This is a genomic window from Leptospira noumeaensis (genome assembly GCF_004770765.1).
Taxonomy (GTDB): domain Bacteria; phylum Spirochaetota; class Leptospiria; order Leptospirales; family Leptospiraceae; genus Leptospira_A; species Leptospira_A noumeaensis.
On sequence record NZ_RQFK01000026.1, the window covers coordinates 1,344,952 to 1,366,200 of the forward strand.

Sequence of the window (21,249 nt, forward strand, 5' to 3'; positions counted from 1 at the left end):
TTTATAGTATCGAATCCTTCCTTGTCGATTCTTGAATGGAACGGATCAGATTTTTCTTGTTGAAAAAAAACGGTTTAGGGCTTGGAAGAGGTCTTGTTCCGCTTCTTTGGCCTTGGGGATGAGGCCAGTGAGTTGGATGTATCCGTGGATTAGGGACGGAAAATGGCGTTCTTCCACCTTCACACCTGCCGATTGGAGGTGTTTGGCATAAGTTTCGCCTTCTTCCCGGAGTGGGTCGTAACCCGCAATCCCGAGATAGGTAGGAGGTAGGCCTTTTAATTCTTTGGGGTCGGCGAGAACGGGTGAATTTGTATGGATGAGTCTATCTTTTTGGTTGGGCAAATAGTTTTGGATGAACCAACGCATGATAGAACGAGTGAGAACATATTTCTCCCCAAAAAGTTCATAAGTCTCTGATTCTTTTGAAGTGTCGAGCATGGGGTAGAGTAAGGCTTGATAGATGGGAACAGGAACCTTGTCTTTTTTGGCCCTAAGGCAAAGCGAAGTGGCAAGTAAGGCCCCGGCACTATCGCCACAAACGGCAATGGCATTTGGTGATCCGCCAAAAAGATAGGCAGAATTACGAACATATTGGTATGCGAGCCAAACATCATCGTGAGCAGCTGGATAAGGATGTTCTGGTGCCAAACGATAGTCTACGGCAATCACAATGCTTTTTGTGTAATGAGACATTTTACGGCAAAAATTATCATGTGTTTCTAAATTGCCGATGGTGAGTCCGCCACCGTGAAAGAAGAGTATGGTGGGGAGATTTCTTTTTTGTGGGTTTGCGTTGTAGACTCGAATAGGAATGAATGATGCACTGGGAGTAGGAATGAGTTTGTCTTCGATATGAGGGATCGGAAATTCCGGTTCATCGAAGATCCGCATTTGATCGCGGTAATGCCGACGTGCTTTTTCTGGACTCATTTGTTCCATTTTAGGAAGGAACTTGGCAATGTTACATGCTAAAGCGCAGTGTGGATCCAATTGGTTTGTCTCTGGTTGGTTTGACTTACGAACCAAAGTGGAAATCCAATGTTCCGGTAACGAAAAGACAAGTTTTGCGACTGATTTTTTGATACCTAACATTAAATAACCGATAATCTTTCTTGTAACATTCTATAGATTATAAACAAACCATAACTATCCAGTTTGCAATAAGCTATCAAATCCTCCAGAACACGTTTTTTTTCTTCGGCTGTCACCTGCTTTTTTATTAATCTTAAATATTGGTAATTTGCATCTTGTCCTTCGCGGATGGAAAGGCCAAGGTGACTTTCCGAACTAAAACATGGTAAAATTTCTTTTAACGATGCTTTCCCATTTTGGCCGGGATGGTAGATCCAAAGTTTTTTAAAAGGCATCGCAAGGTCGATAAACATCGATTTGACTCTCTCCCAGAATTCTAAAAACTCAGGGAAGGCTTCTGCTGACTCTTGGATGATGAGTTTTTCAAAAAAATCATTAAAAGAGAAGATAGTAATCCCAGAGGGTAGGTCTTTTTGTAATTGGGCCAAAACGGGAACACGTGGGTCAGTTCCCAAATCTTCGTGTAAGTAGGTTTTATGAGTCAGAATGTCCTTTTCGCTATCCCAAATGTGTAAAGAATACAAGTAAGGAACATGTTGGAATGGTCTTGTTTGTGGATACAGTGGAATGTAAGGATTGATGGATTCAAAATCTAAAAAAGCTACTGTTTTTGTAACATTTGTTAGGTAATTTTCAAAGGAAACCCTATCAAAATAGGTATTTCCAGATATATGCGCTTCTTTTTGAATTCTTTGGATGGGACTTAATTCAGAATTAGGAGCCGATTCGTACGAATTGTACCCAAGGGCAAACCAGCCTTTTGCTAATTCAGAGCTGTCTCGAAAATCAAAGATCACTTTTGCATTTTCTTTTCCTTTTGCACAATGAGTTGGAGACAAACAAGTTTTGAGTGATCGGCAACTGGGTTTGGAATCTAAAAATGATAACTGTACAGGTTGTTCGTTTGTTCTACTAATTTCTTTTTGGAACTGTTCCCATTCTGATTCTCGAGTTCCCGCCTCCGCTTCCATTCGAGAAGTTATGTCTTCTATCAGTAAATAATCTTCTGGTTGGATCTCCCCACCCGGATAAATGTATTTGGTTTGGATACGGATCAGTTTGAAACCAATGATATTTAAAGACATCCCTTCCGCGATTTTTTTGTGAAAGTAAAAGGAACGTAAGATGTCTTGTTTCACAGAACCAATGGGTCGGAAGTCCCAAAGGATCCAACCCTCACGTTCAATATCATATTCCAAATATTCAACAGTCGATACAAAGTTCTGGAATCGCAAGTGGGCGTGAAAGATGGATTTGTTTTCCGAAATCCATTCTAAAGTTTTATGAAAACTCTCTTCTTTCTCCATAGTTCTTTCGATGGTATTTGAATTAGAAAATTGGCTTCTGCAAATTTGTAAAAAATCGCCCCATTCCAGATGACCACCGAAAGAAGCGGAAGGTGGTTTTGGTACCAGTCCTTCTCTTACCAAATGAAAGGCATTCGTACAACGTAAAAATTGTAAAAATTGCGACTTGGTAACTGGTGTTAGTGTAGGATCAAACAACTTGATACAAGTTTTCCCATTGTTTTGTATAAGATAAAAAAGATTCCTTCCAAACTTCGGAACTTTTTACCAAAGCCTCGGGTGATAGGATAAAAAATTGGAAAAGAGCATTTTGGTTTGTGGTAGAAACTTTGTATTCATTTTCTATTTTTTGAAACGGAACACCTTCTAAAAAAAACTTCCAACGGTCTTCATAATCAGGATGGATTTGAAAGGAAAATTCTAATTCGGCATGGTTTTTTAGTAACAAAGGATGAAAGTTCAAATCCTCTTTTGTGATTTTGAGATTGGATTGAAATTCTTCCTTGGATTCTTTTTTCACGGTGATTTTTGGCAAAATAAATCTACGTAAGGATTTTTTCGCACGGTCAAAAGCGAGTAAATAGAAGTCCGTTGTATTTTTTCTCACGAGTCGGTATGGTTCTATGATCCTTTCGCCCAAATCATATCCATATTGAATGGTGAGTGCACGTTTGTCTTTGATGGCTTGCAGGATTTTTTCTGTATGAGATGAGTCTTGTGTTTCTTCCAAACTTTCAATTTCTTTGGGTTGTTTGGCAAATTTAGGAATGAGATCTAAATTACGTGAGAATAGTTTTTGCGAAAGGCTAATTCCTTCCAAACTTGTTTCTGCGGCAAACAAAACCCTAGAAAGACATTCTAACTCTTCTTTGGTGAACTTTAAACTGCGATCAATGGATTCTTTTTCTAAATAATAAGGGAAATGATCTTCGGACTGGTAACCGAATTGGGCTACCTTGATATTGAATCCAAGGCTTTTGAGTTGGCCTAGGTCACGATAGAGTTTTTTACGATCGGATTCCATGTCCTCATTTTTATAAAACCGAGGCATGATATTCCGAAATTTTTGGAAACTGATTCCTTTGGGTTCACGGAGTAAATTAAAGAGTAAAACAAAGAGACGAACCTCCGTCTCATTCATTTTTTTCACTTCAATCATTGGAAAGTCTTCAAAAGAACCCATATCTCTCCAAATTGTCTGTTTTTTTGATTCCGAAAAGTAGAAAATGAAAAAAACTGGAAAAGAATGCGAATCACAGGTCTCCTCCTTAGCCTCTCTTTTTTTCTACAATGTGCAACGTATTGGAAAAATCGTAAAAATGATTTCCAAGACATTGTGACCGTTGGTGTTGAAACACCAATGTATGGAGCAGCTGTTAAAGTAGGGCCCTTACCCATTGGAGTTCTTTTCCAAGGTGGGGAGTCAGAAATGGGAAAAAAGGATCTGGGTCGCGGAGCCGGGCTTCGTGGTGGTCAATTGGGAACTTACCATTCGCAACAGCTCGTATTTGGGATATTAGGTGGTGAGAGTTTTCATTCCGGCCTTCCTACATTGGATGCCAAAGACAATTGGCTTGTGGATAAAAAAGGAATCCCTCTCACAAACGATGAAAGGGCCAATATCAAAAGTTATAAAATGCGTTATTATTCATATTGGTATGATCCGGTAAAGGAACGTAAAGCCAGGAAGAAGGAACATTTCCGCCGTGAACTCACCAAGGATTTAGTGGACTCCACCGGGAATAAAGAGTTTTTAGCGTATCTTCCTCCTGAAGACCAAAAACCATTTGGTTACCCACCTGGATATTCCTGGAATCTTGAATTCACAGCAGGGATTTACGGAGGTGCGAGACTTGGATTTAACGTTGCCGAGGCTTTTGATTTTTTAGTCGGATTTACCACGATAGACGTGTTAGATGATGATGTAGAAGGAAAAGTCAAACCCAGTTTCCCAGGTTTTCCTTTCCCCGCTCCCACTGAAGCGGAAACTGATTCTACAACAGAGGAATGATTTTATAATTTAAAATCTTTAGCAGTGATTTTGTTTTTGGGATCAAATGTGAGTTTCAAAAATTTTTCTACTGTATCTGGTTTTTCTTTCAAAGTGTAATACTGTTCTGGAACATCACGGTCTTCTGCAAAATACCATACCATCACGGTTCCACTTGGATCGATTGATTTTTCAGTCGATTTGCCTAGAACAGCTTCTGTTTTTACGAGACCATCCCCCACTTTAATCATATCGATTTCTAATTTACGAAGTGCTGTGTGTGGATGAACTTTAGTGCTTCCTGCTTGGACTTTATTTCCTGACGTACAAGAAACTAAAAACAAAACCGAAGCGAGCGTGCTGAGTATCAAAAGTTTTTTGATCATATACCCTTACCTTAGATGGACTAAGGTAAGATTCTACATGATTGGATCTGGGTTGGCAAGTGATATCTTTTCTCTTTCTTCATCGATTCGGTTCATTTTTCCCAAAATCTTTTTGAAAAAAGGAATGGTTAAAAACACAAGACCAATCTCCAAAAATCCAAAAAAGAAGGAAAGTGCAGAAAAACTATAAGCTGGTGGTAAAACCGATTCAAATACCAATTGCATTTGGACTGATACTACGGGTCCTAACATAAATCCAAGAGAACCCACACCGGTAAATGCAGTCATTGTGGTCGCAGTCAGACCCGGTTTTGACATTTTACTCGCAAGCATCATGGAAGGGACAAACATCACTCCGGCTCCAATCCCACAGATGAGTAAAAAGGTAAAGAGATACCAATATTCATTGGTGGTTCCGGAAAGACCGAGAAATACTCCATAAATGGTCGAACCAATCAGCACAAGGGGCAAAACACCCGTTTTGCGAGAGAGGAGGGCCGACGGATAAGAGAGTAAACTCATAGGGAAAAGAACCAGTCCCAAAAATACACCGAGCATTCCTGGATGGAAGGCGAGAGTTTCTCTTAGGTGGATATTAAAAGAAGAGATGATAAAACCAACTGTAAAACGGTCAATGAAGTTGAATAAAAACGGAACAAACAAAAATGGATTTTCAAAAATGGCAACTTTCAGATCACTCAGTTTGAAATCTTTTGCTTTATGGATTCCTTTGTCTTTTAACATGAGTAAACTCATTAACCCAACAAAGATTAAAATCCCAGAACCTACATAAAATGGCAAAAGGGGATTTTTCCTTCCGAGAATTCCAAGTGGCATTCCGAAAGCACCACCAAGGGATAAAAACATCCCTGTGATCCCCATAAGGATTCCTTTGCCATAGTAACGTTTGTTCTCCGGATCATTTTCCCTGTCGGCAGCAGAACTTAAGAGGAGTCCAATGATAAAGATATGAGCCGCACCTTCCAAGAATCTTAAAAAAAGAAAGAGTCCCATATCGGTGACAACTGTGAGTGAATAAAAAAGTCCTGCGTCTACAAAACAGAAAAAACTAATGAAGTACTTTCTGTTTTTAAAACGATCTGAAATGATTCCCGCAACCGGTGCAAAAAGAAAGGAACCGAGCATGGGAATACTTGTGAAGTAGGCAACTTCCCAATTCGATCCAAGCAATCGGTCCTTTACAACATCCTTGACTACCGGTACAATCATTGTAACCGGCAACATAGATAAAAAAACTAAAGTGACTAAGGTGTACGGGAATCCCAAAAAATTAACCTGCAGGTAAAAGAGTTTGGTAACGATCCATTCCTATATTTTCTTTTAGGTCGGAATCGAGCTCAATAAACAAAAACTTATTCAAATCAAAAGTGGCATTTGCTTCTGCCAATAGTTCTGCTTTTTGTGTATCGTTTAAAGGGAGAGTGTCCAAGTTTTGGCGATAGATTCCTTTGAAGGCCATAAGGTCTTCAATTTCAGGAAATTCATAAAATGCAGTTCCTTCATTTCCTTCCAATTCAAAAGTTTTTGCTACTACTTTTTTAATGGATTGGCCACCAGAAAGATCTCCCAAGTAACGGACGTAAGCCTGCGCTACAAGTAGTTCTGGTTTTGTTTTTGCAGTATTTTTGATATGGTCAATGTAGTTCTGTGTCGCTTTGGAAATAGAACCACGAAGTTTGGTTCCAAATTTCTTTTGGAAACTCGCGATATCTTCTCCCAAAGATTTCTCACGAAAGAGAGCTGGGAAATATAGTTTAGCAAGGATAGGGTTATCTTTGTTTTGACGGTAGAGTTCTTCCATCACAGCATAAACTGCTTGTAGGCTTTCTAATTGGTAGGTATAAGTTTGGGCGTCGAGTCCGCCTCTAAAAATGGCCCGAATGTAAGGAACCTTTTCAGTTTCCTGGTGTTTATCGGCAGTACCTTCTCTTAACATCATTGCTATGGACATAATGGCTCCTGTTGTCTATGTGAGAATGAATCTCATATATGACACTACCCTGACAATTGCTCGGACTGTCAAAGAAAATTATAGAGAATCTTCTTGGACTGGCGTTTTCCAAAATTCAAGCGGGATTTCGGCCCTTTGTTCTGGGTATAGGAAGTAAGAGAGAAAGAAGACCAAAATGGAAACAAGAATCCCTATCGTTGCAAGAACCACGTCCTTTCCGACTTTGCGGAAGGTGTCGAGATAGGGAAGATCCTTGTAAGTGATGACATTTAGAATGATTTCACGACCGGCAAGGAGACCGAGAAAGGCCCAGGTGGTGGACATGGGGACATTGCTTACGTATTGGAAAAAGAATAACAAACTTCCATACACCAAATCGACAATCGTTGCGGCTTTGGCCCATTGGATGTCAGATTTTTCTGAAACCACTCGTTGGATGGTTCCACCATTGGTACGAATGATGATGAGTAAAGCGACAATGAGAATCAAAACTGCTGTTAGGAATTCGATGATCCCCAACTGACGAGGTAAAAATACGGCAATGTTTGCTGTGTCTTGTAATAACCAAGCCACCCAAAGATACATGGTCGAAAGCCATTGTAATCTAGACCACCGGCGTTCGGAAACGGGATCGGGGGTGTGGACATCATGGTATTCGTGTGGGTCAACTTTGACAAGGATGGCCCAAACCACAATCGCTGCAAGGAATGCGAGGCCATAACCGAAAAACGATTTGGTTAACATTTGGTCTATACTTTTGCCACCAAACAAACCTAATACGAGAAATGTTGTAGAAACGGGTGCCCTGAGTCTCGTGATGACAACAAGTAAAACAGGTGCTAAAAGTTGGAGGAGGTTGAAGTCTTTGGTTTCGGGGATTGAATCCAATCTATGGAAATGGATTTCGCCACCGTGTAAAAACCAAGCGATCAAATGAACGAAAAATAAGAGTCCGCCAAAAACGAGAATCTTCTGTAGCCAGTGAACCGATTTTTTACTCTCGATAAAGGTTCCGATGGTTTGGACTGCATCGTTTCCGGCCACAGAAAACGACGCAATCGCAAAAGAAAACCATCCGAGATAATACCGAGGAAACCCCAGGAAATAACCTGCACAAATCGTAAGAACCAAAAAAAGGGTAAAACCGAAAAATCGAATTTGATCTTTTTTAGTGGGGTGCTGGTAATCTATTTCCTGGTTAAGGCTCATGCATTCATATAGTGTTTCGCATATCTCTCCGTAATTTCCTTGCGGTCGAAAAGAATAAACACATCTGTAGTACCAAAAACAGAATCCAGTGCAGGAATTCCACAGATTTTAGCACCCACTCGGAGGTATCCTTTCAAAAGTGGAGGGATATTTTTGGAGATCGCTTTCGGATCTTCTACATGAAAATTAGTGTCAAACCCAGGGATGACAAAGTCAGGGTTTGGATACACACGAAATTCTTCTGGAGCAATTGCTTCTTTTGCTTTTAAAAATCCGTAAGATTGTGAAGCAACTCCCGCGTCAGTGGAATGGATGGATCCACAACCCATGAGATAACGAACATTATGTTTGTTCATGAATTCAGCAAGACCTTGCCAGAGTAAAGAGATCACAGATCCATCACGGTAGTCTGGGTGAACACAAGAACGTCCTACTTCTGCAATTTCGTCAGGTAGGTTATAAATTGATGTGATATCAAATTCGTTTTCACTGTAAAAACCAATTCCGTTTTTTGCGTTTTGGCGTGTTAAAATGCGGTAGGTTCCTACAATTTTTTTGTCATCAGTGGATTTATCGATAACAATTAGGTGGTGGCAGTACAAATCGTACTCATCACGGTCTTTTCTTGTTGCAGAAGATTGTGGCAGACCTTCTCCCATTTCTAAGTTGAACACTTCATAACGTAGTGCAAGTGCTCTTTCAATTTCTAGTTGGTTTTCAGCCAAACGAACTTCTAGGATTCGTTCTGTTTTGTTAATTGTATTTGGTTTCATCGGATAGTATCCTTTTGTTTATCTACTGATTAAAGTAGAATGGATCCGTTACGACAATGTGACAATAAGGTGAAAATCAGTTGATAGAATGGTTTGTTCGTTTGTTACAAATTGGTGACAGTTAAAATGTATCGGTGGTTGGTTGGTTTTTGAAAACTTTTTTTATTTCAGAATATTTTACAGTTTGTCCAAGGTTTTCGGAAATACCAAACACTCTGAATAAAAGAATAAAAGATCGTAACATTTGGAATCTCCTTTGTTGGTTGTATCGCAAGGTATCCATCATACGAACATGGCTCTAAACCTGGTATGGAGGTAACAAATCCTGGATGATACTTCTGATTGAAAATCAAAGTTTCTCCTTTTGGTAAGGTATCAAACTCATATCGATCCGGTTTCCATGATTTAGGTTTGAAATCTTTTTTTGTAGAGAGAAGATAAAATTCTCCTTTGTAATCCTTGTCAGTAATGGTTTGATTTGTGAAATAGAAGGTTAAGTTTTCATAGATATCATTGGTTGATAGGTTGGCTTGGATGGTAGGCAACATCCTCGAATCAGAACCATAATCGGGGCCTGTGGATACAGTGATTGGATAGGTATTTGGATTTTTGATCTCTAGCTTTGGTAAAGGTAGAATAAAAATCTCAGATAAGTATTTTGTATTCATTCGTTTTGTGTCTTGGGTATGAAGGAGAAAACAAAAAATGACAAAAATACTAAATACGCGGTGAAATCTAATCGGCACTAAGTTCCAAATATTTTGAAATCCAGCCGCCAAACACCAAACATATAAAAAAACAACACTGAGACTCCAACGCGGGTATACTCGTTCCCAGGAATAAATGGGCAACTGTTCGAGGATTGCTGCAGGTGAATAGGGAGAAAAATTTCCCATCATCACCCACAAAACAAGTCCTAGTAAAAATAAAACCGGTACCATTCTTTTTTTTATGAAAAAAAGAAGAGGGAAAAAATAGCGTGGGAATTGACCTAGATAGTTTCCATACTCCCAATGTCTGTATTGCATTTGGGAAAGTGTGTTTGCAAGCAGTGGGTGTTGGGAAGATCCAAAAAAAATAAGATATAAATCCTTCCAATCCAAAGGATACTTGTCAGCCACGAAATGCCTTCCCACTGAATGAATGAATTGGTACATGGGAAACCATTTGAAGGCGAGAATAACCAAAACAAAAACTGAAAGTTTGATGGAACGAAGGAAACTTTGTTTTGGGGATTTTGAGATATAAATTTCGCGGGGAACCAAAAAGAAAAGAAGAAATATACCTTGTGTGAGTGGGTAGATGCTTCCTTCAGATAACAAAATGTAGGTGATAATGGCAATTAAGATTCCGATCTCCCAATTTTTATTTTGAACAAAATATAAAATATAAAACACGAGGGAAGGTAAAAATAATCCAGGAATTTGGTTTAAATGACCCGCATAAAACTTTTGAAATACAAATCCCGAAAATTGGAATAGAAGTACAAAGAGTAATGAAGATAAGTTGGTGGACTTTGTATAAAGCCGGAAGGAGTGAAAGTTGAATAATCCTGAAAGGATAAAGTAAAAGAGAAAACTAATTTTTAATGCTGTGAGTGTGGTAAAAAGAATCGCGAGTAAGTGAGTGATACTTCCTACTTTGCTCGTTGGATTTTCCCAAACTGGAAACCCTGCACCGTAATAAGGATTCCATAATGGGAAACTTCCAAATTCTAAAAAAGATTTTCTTAAAAATTGGGCATGGAAACTATACATGTCCCAATCGAAACGACCATAGAGGTTATCCGATTCGAATAGGACTTTTGTATTCCAAAGATAGAATGTAAAAAAAAGGAGAACTAAGGCGAATGGCCTAATGTGCTTCATCCCAATCACCGCCAAACTTACCTTGGGCGATAATCGGAACTTTTAGTTTCATCGCAGATTCCATTTCTTCTTTTGCCATTTGGTAGAATTCCTTTTTTTCCTTCGGGTTCACTTCGAAAACAAGTTCATCATGGACTTGGAGAAGGAGTTTAGAATCAAAACCGTTCTTTTTGATTTTGTTATGGATTTGGATCATCGCCAGTTTGATCATATCTGCTGATGTTCCTTGGATGGGTGAGTTAATCGCAACACGTTTGGCCGCTTCACTTGCCATTTTATGTTTGGAATGGATATCGGGTAGGTAACGTCTGCGACCAAGAAGTGTTTCCACATATCCATGTTCCTTGCAGAACTCCACAATTTCTTCCATATAAGTTTGAACGCCTGTGTAGGTGGCAAAATACTTTTCGATAAATTCTTTTGCCTCTTTGCGGCTGATCCTTAAATTATTCGAAAGACCAAAAGAAGTGACTCCATAAATGACAGAAAAGTTAACAACCTTTGCTTTATTTCGCATATCGGGCGTTACCTTGTCTTCTGGGATACCGAAAATTCCGGCTGCCGTTCGTTTGTGAATATCCGCTCCCGATTTATAAGCATCCATCATTTGAGGGTCATTGGCATAGTGGGCCATAATTCTAAGTTCGATTTGGCTATAGTCGAGAGAAAGAATCTCATAACCTTTTTTGGCTATAAAACCTTTTCTGAGTAATCTTCCTTCCTCATCTTTGATCGGAATGTTTTGTAAGTTTGGATTGGTGGAAGATAATCTACCCGTCGCCGCAATGGTTTGGTTGTAACTGGTATGGATACGACCTGTTTTCGGATTGATGAGTGTGGGAAGAGTGTCTGTATAAGTGGATTTTAGTTTTGAGAATTTACGAAGTCCGAGTAAATCATCGATGATGGGATGAGTCCCTTGTAAAGATTCCAAAACAGAATGATCGGTGGAATATCCTGTTTGTGTTTTTTTCTCAGCTGGTAATCTTAAGTCTTCGAATAAAACCGTTTGTAGTTCTTTTGTTGAATTTACATTAAAGGTTTTTCCTGCATAGAAGTGAATGTTTTTTTCATGTTCTTTGATTTTTGTTTCAAAGATTTTGGAAAGAGATTCAAAATATCCTTTTTCTACAGCAATCCCTTCAAATTCCATATCTGCCAAAGTATGTAACACTGGCATTTCAATTTCATAAAAAAGTTTTTTGTGAATTCCTTCTTCCATTTTTGGTGAAAGAATATTATGAAGTTGTAGGGTAATGTCTGCATCTTCGCAAGCATATTCGGAAACTTTTTCGGGATCAATATCGTATAAGTTTTGTTTTTTCTTTCCTGTTCCAACTAACTCATCGTAAGTGATGGTTTTGTAATCCAAATAGTCAACGGCCATGTCATCCATATTGTGGCGGCGTTCCCCTGGATTCAAAAGGTAAGAAGCTAACATCGTATCAAAATGAATTCCCGCTAACTCAACACCATAATTCCGAAGCACTAAAAGATCGTATTTGATGTTTTGTCCCACTTTTTTCCATTTGGGATCTGTTAGCATTGGTTTTAAAACAGCAAGTCCTTCTTCGGGAGAAGGGAGTAAATGGCTATAGATGGACTCCGGGTGAGAGAAAGCAATGTAGTATGCAACCCCTGGTTCCTGAGAAAAGGAAACTCCAAGTAACTCAGCGAGCATTGGATCTTGTGAAGTTGTTTCTGTATCGACAGAGATTGGTTTTTTGGAATCTAGTTTGGCTACAATTTTTTTTAAGTCATCTAAGGTTTGGATACGTTTATAAGTTTTTTTAGAAACCGCAGAGCCTTTGTTTGGTTTTGGTTCTGTTCCGGAATCTAAAGCATCTTTTGATGATTTTTTGCCTTTTTTAGCAGGTTCCGAATCGGAACTTTTATCTTTGGAATCTCCATCACTAGTAATGGGAATTCCAGCTTGTTTGGCAAGGTCACGGTGGAGGACATTGTATCCTTCGTCTTTGAAGTATTGTACTTTGGCCGGATCATAATAATTGGGAAGTTTTAAGTCGCTCTTTTTAATATCGAGTTTGAGGTTGGTGACAATGGTCGCTAGTTTCCGTGATAAAAAAGCATTTTCTTTTTCAGCTGCCAACTTATCGATGAGTGATTTGTTTTTTATCTTATCTAGTTTTTTATAAATAGTTTCTAAATCACCAAACTCTTGGATGAGTTTGGCTGCACCTTTTTCTCCAATCCCTTTGACTCCGGGAATGTTATCTGAGGCATCACCTAACAGTCCCATATAATCAGTGACTTGTTCTTTGGTGATTCCTATATTTGCTTTAACCCATTTAGGATCAATTTTTTCAAATTCGGAAACTCCTCGTTTCCCACGTAACATATGTATGTTTTTGTCTAGAACTTGGTATAAATCTTTATCACTGGAAAGGATGACGATTTCTTCAAAATCTTTTCCAAACTTTTTACATAAGGATCCAATGATATCATCAGCTTCAATTCCATCTATTTTGTACATAGGGAATTCTAATGCCTTTAACATTTCATAAATTTTATGAATCTGAGGTTTTAAATCCTCTGGCATCGGTTTTCTGTGAGCTTTATAATCCTCATACAAATCGTTTCTTTCGAGTCTTGTACCGGGATCAAAAGTAAAAGCAATATGAGATACTTTTTCATCTTGTAGGAGTTTGAATAACATCCTCCAAAACCCAAAGATGGCGCCACTAGGAAGTCCCGTTTTAGAGTTGGTAAGGTTGGATGCTGCAAATGCAAAATATGCCCGGAAGGCCAAAGCATGGCCGTCAATGATGAGTAATCTTCCGCTCATGTTCCTTCTCCGTACAAAGAATCTCCTAAAAAGGAATAATAGATTAGTTTTGTTTTTTCAACCGTTTTGGTGACAGAAAATCGTTTTACCGAAGTTTTGTTAAAGGTTCCGAACTTGGTTCTTAATTCTTCCGATCCCACTAGTTTATCCAAACCTTGGGCGATACTTTCTGAATCTCCCACCGAACAAACGTAAGCTCCTTCATTATGATCCAACATCTCACCAATTCCACCTCCATTTGTGGCAACGATAGGAAGACCTGATGCCATAGCATCCAAAACAGATGTTCCGAGGCCTTCTTCTTTGGATGTGAGTGTAAAGATATTGAATAAGGATAACAAAGCAGGGATGTCCTTACGATAACCAGTGAAAATGACTTTATCTTTGATTCCTAATTGATTTGCTTGGTTTTTGAGTTTGTTCTCTAACTTCCCATCACCAACAATCATCAGGCGAAAGTCAACGTTTGTTCTCATCTTTGCTATGGCGCTAAGTAAAGTTTCTTGGTCTTTGTGATCGACAAGGGCTGCCACATTTCCAATCACAATACATTTTTTGGGAATATGAAATTCTTCTCTTAAGTATTCGTGAGGAGCCGATTTTGAAAAACGTTTTAAATCAATTCCTGAATAAACTGTGATGATTCTTTCTGGTGCAATTTTGCTACCAATCATAATTTCTTTTATTTTTTGCGAAACTGGCAAATAATAATCGTTAGCCGGATGTTGGTATTTCCATCTGGAAAAAAAACTAGACTTGGGTTTAAAGTCCACTCTCCTGGAAACAATTAATGGAATGCTTAAGTGGCTTCGTTTGGCGAGTAAGGCAAGTGTATGTGCGTGAGCTGTATGTGTATGAATTAGTTTTATGTTTTTGGAAATACAGAGAGATCGAATATTCTTATATGCTTTTCTATCCCACTCGCCACGCATTTCAATAGGAAAAAAATCATAACCATTCTCTTTACATTTGGTTTCTAAAGGGGAATTTGGTTGGCCGACAACCATTTGTGGAATTTTGAAATTGGCCAGTCCTTGGACTAAATAATAAAGCTGTTGTTCTCCACCACGCCATTCGCGGGAAGTGTTGATATGTAGGATCAAATTATAAGTGTTTGGAACGGTCGTATTCGAGAGCGATGATGGAGCCCATAACTTTGAACCCCGCCGGAGCTTCGTCTACCATTCCTTCTCCGTGAAACATTACTTTAACGGAGTCCATCATGGCATTGATAATTTTCAATCCTTTTCCCATGTTCTTATGTTTTTGGCCAGATCCATTGTAAGGAAGGGTTTCTGGTTTTTTGCTTTGGTGGTTTTTGATATGGTCAAGGAAGTTACTAAAACATTGTGATTGGTTGGAACGGAGGAGTTCTTTGTCAGTGTCGGGGAGGGAACCTGCTTCTGAAAGACCCGATCCATAATCCAAAATATACAATGTGAATTTTGAGGAATCGATCCTCCAACGACAGATGATGGTTTCGTCACAATGACAGGAGACATTTGCTGCGACTGCATTGGTCAGTGCTTCATCGGCGGCCAGTTCAATGTGCATGATATTGTCTGCACTAAACCCATTTCCTTCCAAAGTGCCTTTGAGCTCTTTTCTGAAATGTTTGACAGAGGACATATCAGGAGGAAGGAACATTGCATACGACCCAGGTGAGGGACATAATAAATACGGTAAAACTTCAGATGGTGCTGTCAACTGCCGCTATCTCCCCCTCTCCCAATCATATTACACGATAGAGAGGGAGAAAAAAAGTCAAAAATCCTAGATTGGGGACGTCATGTCAGAAAAAATTTCCTAAATCGCGATGCCGAGTGCCTTCGCCAGCTGTTCCATCCTGTGGATGAGCTTTTCTTGGCCAAGAAGGCTAAAGAGAATGGGAAGTTCGAGCCCATGGGATTTCCCCGTAGTGATGGCTCGGATCGGCATAAAGAGTGTCCTTCCTTTTTCACCCGTAGTTTCTCCTGCCTTGGTCATGGCTTCTTTGTATTCATCCGGGTTTGATAACGGTTTTGCTTTGACCGCTTGGTAAAAAGCAGAGACTACCGCTTTGCCGTTCCCATCCAAAACCAATTGTTTGGCTTCTTCATTTTCAAATTGTAGATTTTCTAAAAAGAATTCTTCAATGTAGGGGGGAGCTTGGATGAGTCTGTCCAAATACACACGCACTGAATCTAAAATGGAGAGGAGTTGTGGGTTTGTTCCCGACTTATAAGTTTCTGGGATTTGGCAGTCTTTTAAGAATGGTTCGAGTTCCTTTCCCAAAGTTTCAATCTTTACATCGCGAATGTATTTGTTCGACATCCAATTGAGTTTTGATTTTGGATTTAAATATTCTGCAAGTCCGAGAAGTGATAACTTATTAAAATCAACCGTTTCCTTTTCTTCTTCTTTGAGTTTTTTAAATACATCAAAGGTAGCTGGAGATTTTGAGCAGCGTTCCACATCAAAGACGGAACAAAGTTCGGCATCACTCATATATTCTTTACCATCGGGAGAAGTCCATCCAAGTAAAGCCATGTAGTTACGCATAGTATCACTGGAGTAACCTAAATCACGGAATGCAAGAACCGATGTAGCACCAGCACGTTTGGAAAGTTTTTTCCCATCGGTTCCTACAATTTCACTGGCATGAGCAAACCTTGGGAGTGGAAATCCAAAGGCTTCAAAAATTAAAATTTGGCGAGGAGTATTGGAAAGATGTCCCACTCCGCGAATCACATGTGTGATTTTCATTAGCGCATCATCGATCACCACTGCATAGTTATACGAAGGGAATCCATCAGACTTCACAATGATAAAGTCACCAATGAGTTTGGATTCGAACTTTACCTTTCCCTGGATCATATCATCTACGATGACTATTTTATGCGGAGTTTTGAATCTTACAGTAAAGGGAATTTTTTTCTCAATTTGGGAATTGATTTCTGCATCAGTAAGATCCGAACATTTTCCATCATAGATGTATGGAATTCCCATGGCATCGGCTTGTTTTTTTTTGCCGTCGAGTTCTTCTGCGGAACAAAAACAACGATAAGCTTTTTTTTCCGAAATCAGTTTGTCTGTGTATTCTTTATAAATATGAATTCTTTCGGACTGAGTGTACGGGCCGTTTGGACCACCCACACCAGGGCCCTCATCCCATTCCATTCCGAGCCACTTCAAAGACTCTAAAATGATTTTGAAAGATGCTTCTGTGGAACGGTCTTGGTCTGTGTCTTCGATCCGAAGTAAAAACTTTCCTTTTTTTGCTTTCGCGTATAAATAATTAAATAGAGCCGTTCTTGCTCCTCCCACATGGAGAAATCCGGAGGGGGACGGGGCAAAACGAGTGCGAACTTCTGTCATTTGATTTCCTCTTTGAGTAAAAAGTCTCCGATCCGCTTGTAACCAAATGGTTCTTTAGTTTTGGTAGTCAGTCCATTGGTATACGGCGGAACAAAGAAAATTTGTGTATTATTTTCTTTATAGATAAGTTTGAAGAATAGTTTGTCGGTTTCTGTTTCACTGAATTCATAACGAAGTTGTAAGTAATCGTAAAAATTAGATACATGTTCCGATTTGATTGTATTATTTTCTTGTTTGATAAATACAGTTGAATTTGGAAAAAATTCGATACTTCCTAAACTATGTGACCAACGACTATCCCCACCAAGTTTGGAACGAGTTCCTTCCTCGATGAGTGTCCCTGTGTCACCACCTAATTCGAATGTGTCGAATTCTTCGATTTCTGTTTTGATTTCTTCTGCACTCAATTTGTTTTCGAGTAGTGTAGAGAGTGTAGAACCTTTTGATTCTGAAAAAAATGATTCGGTATAAACAAAGAAAATTCGTTTTTCTGATTCTTCTTTTTTAAATTTTCCTATTTTTTTGTTCCAAATGATTTTATAGGATTCAAATGGTTCGTTTCCAAATTCTGCTTTAACTTTTGATAAAAAATTACCTTCGTAAGCAAGAAAACTGAGTTCAATTTTCTCTGCATATCCGGTGGATTTTCCCGGTTCCCATTCGATGAATCGGAAGTGAGAAGACCCTTCTTTGAAAAATAATTGGCTCATTTTTCTCGGAGATTTTAGGTAAAGGACAGATGCGGGAATTTCTGAAATTGGCTCTCTAATGATGAGTGATTTCAGGTTCTGGCAGTTGGATCCAGAAAAAAAAATCAAGATACAAAAAAGCCAATAGAATCGGGAGTATTCTTGAGTTTCGGGGGACATAGATCGGTGCGTATCGCCAGTCTAAAAAGGGAAAACCGCTTGACAAGTCAATTCACCCCATCCCTGTGTCATTGGAACCCATGAAGAACGAAGAACAGTATCCAAAACGCCCCTTTGAAGACCAAGTGAATGATGACCAAAGGAAATACTCTCGCTACGTATGCGATTCGAGAGCCATTCCGCAAGAAATTGATGGTCTAAAGCCTGTTCAACGAAGGATTTTATGGGCGATGTGGAACTCTGATGCCCGTAACCGCCACACAAAAACTGTAAAAGTTGCCGGTCTTGCGATGGGGTACCATCCGCACGGGGATCGTTCCATCCAAGATGCCCTTTCGCAAATGGCGCAAGACTTTGCTTTTGCTAATAATTATCCTTTAGTGCATGGGGAAGGAACCTTTGGGGATGTTCTAGACCCCAATGCAATTGCTTCTCCTCGTTATACGGAAGTCAAACTCTCCGACTTTGCCAAGGATTTAGGATTCTTTGAAAGTTTACCCGACATTGATTATGTTAAAAACTATGATGAAACCGAAGATGAACCCATCCATTTCGTAGGAAAAGTTCCAGTTGTACTCTTAAATAACATTCAAGGGATTGCAACTGGTTTCCGTTGTTTCATCCCCGCTCATAAGCTCAGCGATATTATTGATTCCCAAGTGACTTATTTAAAAACAGGGAAACCCAAAAAAGTCACACCATGGTACAAAGGGTACGGTGGGGAAGTGAAGTTGTCCAAAAATGACAATGGTAGCACTGTGATGTCCACGACCTTCGCTTTCAAAAAAGAAGATGGGAAATTGTTTCTCGTTGATTCTCCAATGAACTGGAATCGGGAAAAGGTTGTAAACTATCTAGATGATTTGATTGAGAAAAAAGACAATTGGTTAAAGGACTATGTAGATCATTCTAGCCAAACGTTTAAAATTGAACTCATTGCCAAAAAGGGCGAAGAACCTTCTGAGAAAGAAATCAAAGAACTGTTTTCCAAAGAAAACAATGAAGTGCTTACTATCAACGTAATCACTCACGAAGGAAAACTTCGTAACTTCAGTCCTGAAGAAATCATCAAACGATTCTGTGATTTTAGAAAAACACATCTCATTCGTCGTTTCAAACGTTTGGCGGGACTCGAAAAAGAAAAGATCGATCGTAATTCAGAACTCATTCGATTCATCAAAGAAAAATGGAACGAGAAAGTAACAGGGATTAAATCTAAAAAAGAATTTGAAGACAAATTGAAAGCAGCCAAGTTCGTTTACTTCGAATGGTTGAGTTCCATTCCTGTGTATCGAATGACTTTGGAAGAAGTTCGTAAATGTGAAGATGCCATTGTAGAAGCAAAAACAAAATACACTGAGTACACTACATTACAAAAAGACGATAAAAAACTCACCGGTTTTATGACCGATGAACTTGATGAACTGAAGAAAAAATGGGATCCGAAATAAATCATTATGGCTCAAAAAACTGAAAAAACCTCAGGAAATTCGCGAAATTTTAAGAAATTATCTCACGTAGAACACGTGCGGATGCGGACAGGGATGTGGCTTGGCCAAAACTCCCTTTCCACTTTTGAACAACATTTTTTCACAAAAAACAACGCGGGAACGTACGAAGTGTCCCACGAAGAACTTTCAGACATTCCTGCTAAGATCAAATGTTTAGATGAAGCCTGTATGAACTGTGTGGATGAGTATCGTAAAAACTTAAACGACAAATCCATTCCAGAAAAAGACAAGATGAACAAGCTCATCATCCAATTGTCTACTGATCGCAAACGAGTGACCATCCAAGACAATGGCCGTGGAATTCCCGCTGACAATGCGGAAGGTGTTTACCTCCATTTGATGTATGGAGAAAACTTTGATGATATTGCAAAAGAAGATCATGTTGCCGGACAAAACGGTGTGGGGATCTCTCTTGTGAGAATGGTTTCTTCTTTTTTTAGAGTGAAAACCATCAATGGTGGAAAAGCTTACAAGAAGATGTTTAGCATTCATGATGATGCTAAAAAAGTCATTCGTAGTTTCAAACTTCCTAAAGAAGATATGGAAAAAGTATTTTTATATTTCGATGAACACGGAACTTTTGCTGACTGTCCTCTTCTTTCCGCGGATCAAATCAAACAACTAAAAGCTCCTTGTGATAAAACAGGAATGACCGCTGTTGTAGAAACTGCTAAAAAAGAAGACCACGGAACCACTGTTGAGTTCGAACTAAACCCTGCTTATTTTAATAACCTGGATACTACTTTTAACATCAATTTGGTGAAACAATACCTGCAAGACATTGCTATGTCGAATCCAGGACTCGAAGTTGTATTCATTCACAAAACGGGAAAAGAGAAGTATAAATTCAAAAAGGGTTTTGATGAAATCTTTAGTAACTCCGAGATGGTTTACTATAAATTAGATTATGCCGATAAAACCTCGGCTTCTCAAATCCATATGGAAACTTATGTGGTTTTGGGCCAAAACAAAAACCTAACTTGGGTAAACTCAATTTTTTGCCCGCAAGGTGGATCGGCCATTGAGTATTTGGAAAATAGACTTTGTGATGAGGTTCGTAAAAAATCTCAGATTGTCAGTTTAGAAAAAAAACTCAACACACAATGTACACGTAACGATGTGAGAAGTTGTTTCCATATGTATGTGAACCTTCGTATCCTCAATCCACGTTTTAAATCCCAAGATAAGTCTTATCTCATCAATGATTTGAATGAGGACATCCGAAAGTCTCTCGATAAACATTTGGATAAACTTTTGAAGAAAACGGGCCTTATCGAAGAAATCAAAATGGTGATGGAACGTAGAACCCAGTTAAAACAGCTCGAGGACGCGCAGAAAGGCCTCCGTAAGGCGTCTCGGAACAATATTCCTAAGCTGATGCCGCCAACGGGCAAACCAAGCGATCCAGGCCGAATTTTATTTGTGGCGGAAGGGGACTCAGCGATTGCGGGTTTACGTCCTGCAAGAAATCCTAAGTTACATGGACTTTTCCCTCTTCGGGGAAAACCACTCAACTGCAAAGGGATGTCTCTCGCTAAGGCAATGCAAAACGAAGAGATGAAAAACATCGTCGCCATTGTGGGCCTTCCTCTCGACCAAAAAGTAAAGTCCATTGATGAACTTCATTATGATCGAATTAGTATCATCACAGATGCGGACTTTGATGGTTATGCCATTAGGTCTCTTATGTTGTCTTTTTTCTACGAGTATTGGCCGGAACTTTTTGAGTTAGGATTTATCAATATCTCTGCGGCACCACTTTACGAGGTAGATGTGAAGTGGAAGGATGCAAAAAAAGAAACTGTATTCTGTATTGATGATTCCGACTATGACAAGTTAGTTGCTCGTGTGAACAAACAAGGCGCTGAGATCACTCGTAAAAAACGAAACAAGGGACTTGGGGAAACAGGAAAAGAGGCTATGAAATATGCCGTCGATCATTGTATGACTACAATCACTGTGGGAAACAAAAAGACGGCTAAAAATACGCAAGACCTTTGGTTCCACAAAGACTATGCAGAAAAACGTAGAGAGGCAATTTCTGAATACTCTATGAGTGTGATCCAAGACTAAAATAGTTCTAAAATCCATTCAGTGTTAGATGCAAAA

At 39.2% G+C, this 21,249-nt stretch carries 17 protein-coding genes; 3 read left to right on the forward strand and 14 right to left on the reverse strand.

The genetic code is table 11. The features are described from left to right. Positions 1-45: 45 nt before the first annotated feature. The 3 genes from EHQ24_RS14560 to EHQ24_RS14570 are packed head-to-tail and all read right to left on the reverse strand — an operon-like array spanning position 46 to position 3,582. Complete coding sequence (locus tag EHQ24_RS14560; protein ID WP_135602288.1) at positions 46-1,092, reverse strand: alpha/beta hydrolase; 1,047 nt, start codon at positions 1,090-1,092, stop codon at positions 46-48. Next, complete coding sequence (locus EHQ24_RS14565; protein ID WP_135602289.1) at positions 1,092-2,597, reverse strand: DUF2779 domain-containing protein; 1,506 nt, start codon at positions 2,595-2,597, stop codon at positions 1,092-1,094. Before EHQ24_RS14565 ends, EHQ24_RS14560 begins: the two co-directional genes overlap by 1 nt. Next, entirely contained in the window at positions 2,590-3,582 is a 993-nt protein-coding gene (locus EHQ24_RS14570) for a helix-turn-helix transcriptional regulator (RefSeq protein ID WP_135602290.1), read from the reverse strand. Before EHQ24_RS14570 ends, EHQ24_RS14565 begins: the two co-directional genes overlap by 8 nt. Positions 3,583-3,645: 63 nt before the next feature. On the opposite strand from EHQ24_RS14570, the gene EHQ24_RS14575 reads away from it, so the two are divergent. Continuing rightward, positions 3,646-4,410 (forward strand): LIC13411 family adhesin, encoded by a 765-nt coding sequence (locus EHQ24_RS14575; protein ID WP_135602291.1) that lies wholly within the window; start codon positions 3,646-3,648, stop codon positions 4,408-4,410. A 2-nt stretch (positions 4,411-4,412) separates the two neighbouring features. Here the strand turns inward: EHQ24_RS14575 and EHQ24_RS14580 are convergent, their stop codons facing one another. The 11 genes from EHQ24_RS14580 to EHQ24_RS14630 form a co-directional block, all read right to left on the reverse strand. After that, positions 4,413-4,775 carry an LIC13410 family lipoprotein gene (locus EHQ24_RS14580; protein ID WP_135602292.1) on the reverse strand — a complete coding sequence of 121 codons (363 nt, stop codon included), beginning with the start codon at positions 4,773-4,775 and terminating at the stop codon, positions 4,413-4,415. A gap of 33 nt (positions 4,776-4,808) precedes the next feature. Then, the gene (locus EHQ24_RS14585) at positions 4,809-6,062 is read right to left on the reverse strand and encodes an MFS transporter (protein ID WP_135602293.1); all 1,254 of its coding nucleotides are present in this window, start codon (positions 6,060-6,062) and stop codon (positions 4,809-4,811) included. A gap of 4 nt (positions 6,063-6,066) precedes the next feature. Continuing rightward, a complete protein-coding gene (locus EHQ24_RS14590) occupies positions 6,067-6,747 on the reverse strand; it encodes a biliverdin-producing heme oxygenase (protein WP_135586495.1) in 681 nt (226 codons plus the stop codon). Between the two features lie 78 nt (positions 6,748-6,825). Next, complete coding sequence (locus EHQ24_RS14595) at positions 6,826-7,956, reverse strand: hypothetical protein (RefSeq protein ID WP_135602294.1); 1,131 nt, start codon at positions 7,954-7,956, stop codon at positions 6,826-6,828. Continuing rightward, positions 7,953-8,729: a GNAT family N-acetyltransferase gene (locus EHQ24_RS14600; protein WP_135602295.1), complete on the reverse strand. Its 777-nt coding sequence runs from the start codon at positions 8,727-8,729 to the stop codon at positions 7,953-7,955. Before EHQ24_RS14600 ends, EHQ24_RS14595 begins: the two co-directional genes overlap by 4 nt. Before the next feature lie 167 nt (positions 8,730-8,896). After that, complete coding sequence (locus EHQ24_RS14605; RefSeq protein WP_135602296.1) at positions 8,897-10,597, reverse strand: hypothetical protein; 1,701 nt, start codon at positions 10,595-10,597, stop codon at positions 8,897-8,899. Next, entirely contained in the window at positions 10,584-13,403 is a 2,820-nt protein-coding gene (gene polA / locus EHQ24_RS14610; RefSeq protein ID WP_135602297.1) for a DNA polymerase I, read from the reverse strand. Before polA ends, EHQ24_RS14605 begins: the two co-directional genes overlap by 14 nt. After that, positions 13,400-14,506, reverse strand: coding sequence for a glycosyltransferase (locus EHQ24_RS14615; protein WP_135602298.1), 1,107 nt, complete (start codon positions 14,504-14,506; stop codon positions 13,400-13,402). Before EHQ24_RS14615 ends, polA begins: the two co-directional genes overlap by 4 nt. 1 nt (position 14,507) lies before the next feature. Beyond that, the gene (locus EHQ24_RS14620) at positions 14,508-15,110 is read right to left on the reverse strand and encodes an ATP-binding protein (protein WP_244310436.1); all 603 of its coding nucleotides are present in this window, start codon (positions 15,108-15,110) and stop codon (positions 14,508-14,510) included. Between the two features lie 99 nt (positions 15,111-15,209). Continuing rightward, a complete protein-coding gene (gene gltX, locus EHQ24_RS14625; protein WP_135602299.1) occupies positions 15,210-16,760 on the reverse strand; it encodes a glutamate--tRNA ligase in 1,551 nt (516 codons plus the stop codon). Then, a complete protein-coding gene (locus tag EHQ24_RS14630) occupies positions 16,757-17,470 on the reverse strand; it encodes a hypothetical protein (RefSeq protein WP_135602300.1) in 714 nt (237 codons plus the stop codon). The genes gltX and EHQ24_RS14630 overlap by 4 nt, the downstream gene beginning before the upstream one ends. A 239-nt stretch (positions 17,471-17,709) precedes the next feature. On the opposite strand from EHQ24_RS14630, the gene EHQ24_RS14635 reads away from it, so the two are divergent. Beyond that, positions 17,710-19,080 carry a DNA gyrase subunit A gene (locus tag EHQ24_RS14635; RefSeq protein WP_135602301.1) on the forward strand — a complete coding sequence of 457 codons (1,371 nt, stop codon included), beginning with the start codon at positions 17,710-17,712 and terminating at the stop codon, positions 19,078-19,080. Between the two features lie 6 nt (positions 19,081-19,086). Further along, positions 19,087-21,213 carry a toprim domain-containing protein gene (locus tag EHQ24_RS14640; protein WP_135602302.1) on the forward strand — a complete coding sequence of 709 codons (2,127 nt, stop codon included), beginning with the start codon at positions 19,087-19,089 and terminating at the stop codon, positions 21,211-21,213. Positions 21,214-21,249: the final 36 nt, after the last annotated feature.